Origin of the sequence: Planktothrix sp. FACHB-1355 (genome assembly GCF_014748295.1) — a bacterium.
Classification (GTDB): Bacteria; Cyanobacteriota; Cyanobacteriia; order Cyanobacteriales; family Aerosakkonemataceae; genus Aerosakkonema; species Aerosakkonema funiforme_A.
Genome location: NZ_JACJUP010000344.1, coordinates 1 through 5,837, shown reverse-complemented (window position 1 = coordinate 5,837; position 5,837 = coordinate 1). Strand labels below are relative to the sequence as shown.

Here is a 5,837-nt window from a genome sequence, read left to right as displayed (position 1 = left end):
TATCCGGTTCGATGCCATCGACTATTTTGTCTATGTTTCCGTTGGTACTTTGCTTTACCCAACCGTTTATACTAGATATAGTCCTAGCATCGGTAAAGTCAGCATTTTTCAGTTCTACACCGTAAAATTTCTGGATTTTTTGAATAAATTCAGGCTTAAAAGGTTGGTTATCTTTCCCCCAGAAGGAATTAGCAATTGATAGCTCAACTTGGGAATCTGCATTCGTCAAAGTATCTTTCAGTGCGGCATTTGCTTGATTTAGTTCCTGGATAGCGATCCCTTGTAATTCTAAGGTTTGTGCGATCGCTTCCTGGGTTTTGCCGCTTGCCCCATTGTAGGTAATCGCTAGGGCGATCGCAATGCTGGCAGGAGAGATAAAAATATTTTCGTCAGGCTGTTTCTTTTGGATTTGGGAGAATAGCTTGAAGCTAAACTTGGTGTAAGCTGCAATCAGCTTGGGATTCACTTCATTTGGGACATGGGGAGTTACGATGGGAGACTGGGAAAGTGTGGCGTTAAAAAGTTCCTCTGTCCCTCTGCCCCAGTACCCAGTCCCCTTTGCACGCAACATCCCAGTTTCGCCCAGTAGGACTAGGCATAGAGATGCTGCCAAAATTATCCCATATCGGATTTTCACTCTGAACTGGCGACTTGCGCCGCTGACTAATAGTGAATATTTGCCTGTTTGAATCGGTGCAAGGCTTCTGCAAGGCGATCGCACTCTGCTATCAAACTTATCCGTACATAGCCTTCACCTGCAATACCAAAAGCATTTCCAGGTGTAACGACAACGCCAGTCTGCTGCAATACAGAAAGAGCAAAATCTGTTGAGGTAACTCCCGGAGGACATGGCACCCACAAATACATCGTAGCCTTCGTTTTCGGGATATTCCAACCCAAGGCAGCCAAACCTTCGATCAGAAAATCCCGGCGGCGACGATACCGTTGTTGCACCTCCTGTAAATATTCATCTGGCAGTTGGAGTGCGGTTTCTGCTGCTGATTGTAAGGCAGCAAAGATACCGTAGTCCAGATTGGTTTTTAAAGTTCTTAACCCTTGAATAATGTGGCGGTTACCCACGACAAAACCCACCCGCCAACCCGCCATATTGTAGGTTTTCGACATGGTGTGGAACTCTACACCGATTTCCTTCGCTCCCGGAATTTCTAACAAACTGGTCGGCTGATAACCATCAAAGGCTAATTCCGCATAACAAAGGTCATGCACCAGCAAAATCTCGTACTTGCGAGCAAATTCGACAATTTCTTCAAAAAGTTCGCGAGGCGCAGTCGCGGCAGTGGGATTGCTGGGATAGTTGAAGTAGAGAATTTTTGCCTGTCTGGCGACATCATCGGGAATGGTAGTTACATCAATTAGCCAGTCATTTTCCGGTTTCAAAATTATACTGTGAACTTTACCGCCAGCAATTACGGGGCCGCGAAAATGGGCTGGGTAAGCTGGAGACGGTACCAATACCAAATCTCCTGGATTGATGTAAGCGATCGCCAAGTGGGTAAGACCTTCTTTGGAACCCAACAAAGGCAAAACTTCGCTATCGGGAGCTAGCTCAACATCATAGCGCCGTTTGTACCAACTGACGATCGTGCGGCGAAAGCTAGCAGTACCTTCAAAAGGCGGATATCCGTGATTGGCGGGATTTTGCAAGGCGGCGATCGCTGCTTCTACCACCGGCTGGGGCGTCGCCCCGTCCGGATTCCCCATCCCCAAATCGATCAAATCCAGACCCTGTTCGCGGGCGCGGGCTTTCAATTCATCCAAGCGGGCAAATACGTAAGGCGGCAGCGCTTGCAGCCGCTGGGCGGGACTAATCCAAGATAATGTCATTTGTCGGTTGTCGGTTGTCAGTCGGTGATAAGTCACTCAGTCAAAAGTCAAAATTAACAAGACCGATGACTAATTTTTAATTTTTGATTGCCGAAGTAGTTGTGGAAACCATAGCTGCCATCAGATGGTCTGGTGCAACTTTAAAGGGTAGCCGATGAATATCCGAATTAGCGGCGCAAGCAATCTCAGCTGCTTGCCGCAGATCGGAAAGCGCGATGTTTCCCAAACCCAAATCCTCTAAGCTTTGCGGCAATCCAATCTCATCGTAAAACTTCAGCAGTTGCTGTCGTGCTGTGGCTGCGAGCTGATTTCCCTGTACCATTTCTTCCAAGCGCAGCTGTACCAAAATGCCATAAGCTACTTTTTCGCCGTGCAGGGAACTGTGACTTGCAGATATGTGCGTCAAACCGTTGTGGACGGCGTGGGCGGCGACTGTGCGACATTGGGCCCCTCCCAGTCCGCCGATGACACCAGCCAGCATAACTGTAGCATCTACCACCGATCGCCATTCCTCTCCGCCCGGTTCTTTGAGGGCGGCTGCTGATTTTTGGAATAAAATATCTCGCAAAACTCTCGCTTGTTGTACGGCGGCAATAATGAAGGTCGCTTGGGAACTGGCGCTGCTGACAGATGCTTCGTACCACTTAGCCAAGGCGTCTCCAATTCCTGCCACCAGGGTTCGCTGGGGAGCTGTTTGGATGAGAGTGTAATCTAAAATCAACAAATCCGGACAGCGATCGAGCGGCACATCATATAGAAATGCTCCCTCTGATGAGTAGACGTTGGCAAGTGCTGTCCAAGCGGCGCAAGTCGCAGCTGAGGTCGGTACGGTAGCGATCGGCAATTGGCACTGATGGGCCAGTAATTTGGCGGTGTCTAAAGCCTTTCCACCACCAACACCGATAATTACATCCGCTTGATGTTCTTGTACTTTGCTTCGCAGGAATGCCAGACTCGCTTCGGTACAATCTGGACTGTAGGACGCAGTAGCCGCATTCAGCTGTTGCTGTTCCAGAATTTTTGGCAATTCACCCTGAAGCGCCGCTAGGGTAGTTTCGCCGCCGACAACCAAGGGACGACGACCCAAGCGTGCAATTGCTTCGCCGCCCAGCACCAGGTTGCCACGTATTACTTGGGCTGGGGCAACAACAATAGGAGTCAACGCAGTAGCAGTTGGAGTAGACACGTAGAAAAAGGATTGGGGATACAGCAAAATCGTTTTATCTAGTTAACATTATTACCCCAGATCGTTCCGGAATGCTTATCCGTCCAGGGAAATCGCGTATACCCAGTTTTGGTAATTTGGGTCTCTGTTTTCTGTAATTGCGGTGAGTTTTTCTTTGAGTTTTTCAGTTAATGGCCTGGTTTCGGGCAATTGGTAATTTTCAATTCTGTTGACTGGTGTTATCTTCGCTGCTGTCCCGCTGAGGAAAACTTCGTCTGCGATGAACAACTCGGATTTATCTACGGATCTTTCGATCGTTTCAATGCCCAAGTCTTTGGCGATTTTGACGATGCTATCTCTGGTGATTCCTTCTAAGATATCTTGGTCAAATCCTGGCGTAATCAATTGCCCGTTTCTCACCAAGAATATGTTCATCCCAGAAGCTTCGCATACTTTCCCTTGGGAGTTCATTAAAATCGCTTCATCAAAACCGGATTCTACTGCTTCGGTTTTTGCCAAAGAAGATGTGATGTAGGCGGCGCTGATCTTACCTCTTAATGGAAAACTGCGGTCTTCTTGTCTGTACCAAGAGCTGATTCGGCAGTTTACTCCATCGGCAGAGAGGTAATCTCCCAGTTCCAATCCATAAACAAAGAAGTCTTTTTCTATATTGTGAACTCTGGGGGCTATTCCCAAGTCTGATGTGTAAACAAACGGTCTGATGTAAAAAGATTTATTGGGTTGATTTTTTTTGACGAATGTAACTATAGTTTCTTCTATTTTTTGAGCTGGCAAATCGTAGTGTAAAAACTTAGCGCTTTGACTTAACCTTTGGCAGTGGCGGTCTAATCTAAACAGCAAAATTTGTTTGGGGTTTTGCGGATCGGGGATACCGCGCAGTCCTCCAAATGCACCTGTTCCGTAGTGTAAGGCATGGGTGGCGATCGATATTCTAGCTTCTTCAAATGGTACAAATTCGTTTTTAAAGAAAGCTATTGGCAGAAAACTGTACATTTCAAAATTTCCCCATGACTTGAATTTACTTGTCATTTGTCATTAGTCATTTGTCATTAGTCAGTTGTGAGTTAGACAAGTCTATCTATAGTTTCTCATTAGACATCTCCAGAAAATTATCTCAAACGCAGGCAGGATGCCTACCCCACAAGAATTTTTGGAGATGTCTATTCAACTTTCCTTTTGACCGATGACTGATGACCTTTTGACGGATGACTATTTAACTATTTTCCTGCTCAGTGGTTGATTTTGGCAATCGGGCTAAGTTGTCTCGATAGATTTCCACTGTAAGCTGTTTGTCCTGATTGGCAAGCGATCGCGTCACTTCGCCTAAGTATAGCGGTTGCGAAACTCCCGCTTCGGGATGGATAATAGTACGAGCGCGGATAGTCAGTTTACCATCTCCGCTACCCAACCGACCGTAGGAAAACAAATCGGCACCAGCTTGACGCAGGGTAGCTTCCAATTGGGATTCGGTAATTTGAGGGGGTAGTGCGATCGCTGCTAGAGTCGCCCCATTATCGTAGATTAGCGAATAGCGAACCGCGCCCGGAACGGTTGTGTGGGTAAAAAGTCCCAATCCCAAGGCAAATAAACCGCCTGAGAGGACTCCCGTAAAACCGGTCACACCCACTAAGCGAAAGCGGATACCCCATTTAAAGATAAATGCGATTATTGCCAAGGCAGCAAAAGCTAGAGTGGCGATACCTGCCCACCCGGCGGCTTGGATGAACTGAGCTGTAGTAATCATAGCGACGCAAGCTTATTCTTTTTCGTTGCTGACAAACCCATCTGCCTGCTTATCGTTGACCGATTCTAAGGCAGCTTTGAGGGCGTGCCAGGTTAGGTTAGCACATTTAATCCGCACGGGGAACTGGGCGACGCCTTGCATGACGTTCAATTTTCGCAGTTCTTTGGGAAACTCTGCGCTTCCTTTCATCATGTTTTGGAAGCGTTCCACCATCTCTAGCGCTTCTTTTACGGTTTTACCCCGCAAAGCTTCTGCCATCAAGTCCGCAGATGCCATTGAGATCGCACAGCCTTCGCCTTCAAATTTGGCATCTAGTATGGTATCCCCGGCTTCGTCGAGCTGCAACGTTAGCTCGATCGTATCGCCGCAGGAAGGGTTATGTCCCTTCTGATACCGATGCACCGGATTGGTTTTGCCTTTGTGCTTTGGCTTCTTGTAGTGTTCCAGAATCACCTGTTGATACAGGTCGCGCAGATTGCCCAGAGTCATGATGGGACGGGTAAAATGTTATTTATCTTTCTTAATATTAGAGCAAGTTTCTGCTTACCAAGTCCCTGATGGGGCAATGTTGGGTCAAACTTCAAAGGTAAGCATTCAGCGTAGCGCAGTCAGCCGTCAGCTAATGCGATCGAGAGCGCTGAAGTTTCACTAGCCTTTGTTTAAACTGCTGATGGTCAATTCCGACTAAAGTTCTACGCTGATATCTGACGGCTGAATGCTTACACTAAATAATTGTAATTGATTAATCGATTGGTGTTTTTAAATGGGTGAAAATCGGCGTTCGCGCAGATGACGAACGGCATATCGCGCTTTTTTTTTGTAGTGCGATCGCTTATCATAGAGATCGGATTAAACTATTCGCTAAATAGTCTATGCAAATCACGGTTGAAATTCCTGATGAAATTGCTGAACGCCTAGAGCAAACCAGGGGTAGTCTCTCTCGTCGGCTCCTAGAAATAATTATTGCTGATGCTTACCACTGTGGTAAAGTTAACACTGCTGAAGTGCGCCAAATACTCAATCTACCATCTCGTCTTGAGACTCACGCCTTTTTGAAGCGGA

At 47.0% G+C, this 5,837-nt stretch carries 8 protein-coding genes; 2 read left to right on the top strand and 6 right to left on the bottom strand.

The window, feature by feature from the left end; translation table 11 throughout:
* The 6 genes from H6S82_RS15455 to sufU all read right to left on the bottom strand — a co-directional run.
* Positions 1–637, bottom strand: a 637-nt coding sequence (locus H6S82_RS15455) for a serpin family protein (RefSeq protein ID WP_347339505.1), incomplete at its 3' end; no start/stop codon positions are given.
* A 26-nt stretch (positions 638–663) separates the two neighbouring features.
* A complete protein-coding gene (locus H6S82_RS15450; RefSeq protein WP_190462141.1) occupies positions 664–1,845 on the bottom strand; it encodes an aspartate aminotransferase in 1,182 nt (393 codons plus the stop codon).
* Between the two features lie 76 nt (positions 1,846–1,921).
* Positions 1,922–3,031: an iron-containing alcohol dehydrogenase gene (locus H6S82_RS15445; protein ID WP_190462140.1), complete on the bottom strand. Its 1,110-nt coding sequence runs from the start codon at positions 3,029–3,031 to the stop codon at positions 1,922–1,924.
* Positions 3,032–3,106: 75 nt separating this feature from the next.
* The gene (locus tag H6S82_RS15440; RefSeq protein WP_322111843.1) at positions 3,107–4,060 is read right to left on the bottom strand and encodes a branched-chain amino acid transaminase; all 954 of its coding nucleotides are present in this window, start codon (positions 4,058–4,060) and stop codon (positions 3,107–3,109) included.
* A 184-nt stretch (positions 4,061–4,244) separates the two neighbouring features.
* Entirely contained in the window at positions 4,245–4,775 is a 531-nt protein-coding gene (locus H6S82_RS15435; RefSeq protein ID WP_190462138.1) for a Ycf51 family protein, read from the bottom strand.
* A 12-nt stretch (positions 4,776–4,787) separates the two neighbouring features.
* A complete protein-coding gene (gene sufU / locus H6S82_RS15430) occupies positions 4,788–5,264 on the bottom strand; it encodes a Fe-S cluster assembly sulfur transfer protein SufU (RefSeq protein ID WP_190462136.1) in 477 nt (158 codons plus the stop codon).
* Between sufU and H6S82_RS15425 the strand changes: the two genes are divergently transcribed.
* Both H6S82_RS15425 and H6S82_RS15420 read left to right on the top strand, forming a co-directional pair.
* Positions 5,251–5,427 carry a hypothetical protein gene (locus H6S82_RS15425; protein ID WP_190462134.1) on the top strand — a complete coding sequence of 59 codons (177 nt, stop codon included), beginning with the start codon at positions 5,251–5,253 and terminating at the stop codon, positions 5,425–5,427. The genes sufU and H6S82_RS15425 overlap by 14 nt on opposite strands.
* A gap of 220 nt (positions 5,428–5,647) precedes the next feature.
* On the top strand, positions 5,648–5,837 hold a 190-nt coding region (locus H6S82_RS15420; RefSeq protein ID WP_191056387.1), incomplete at its 3' end, for a UPF0175 family protein.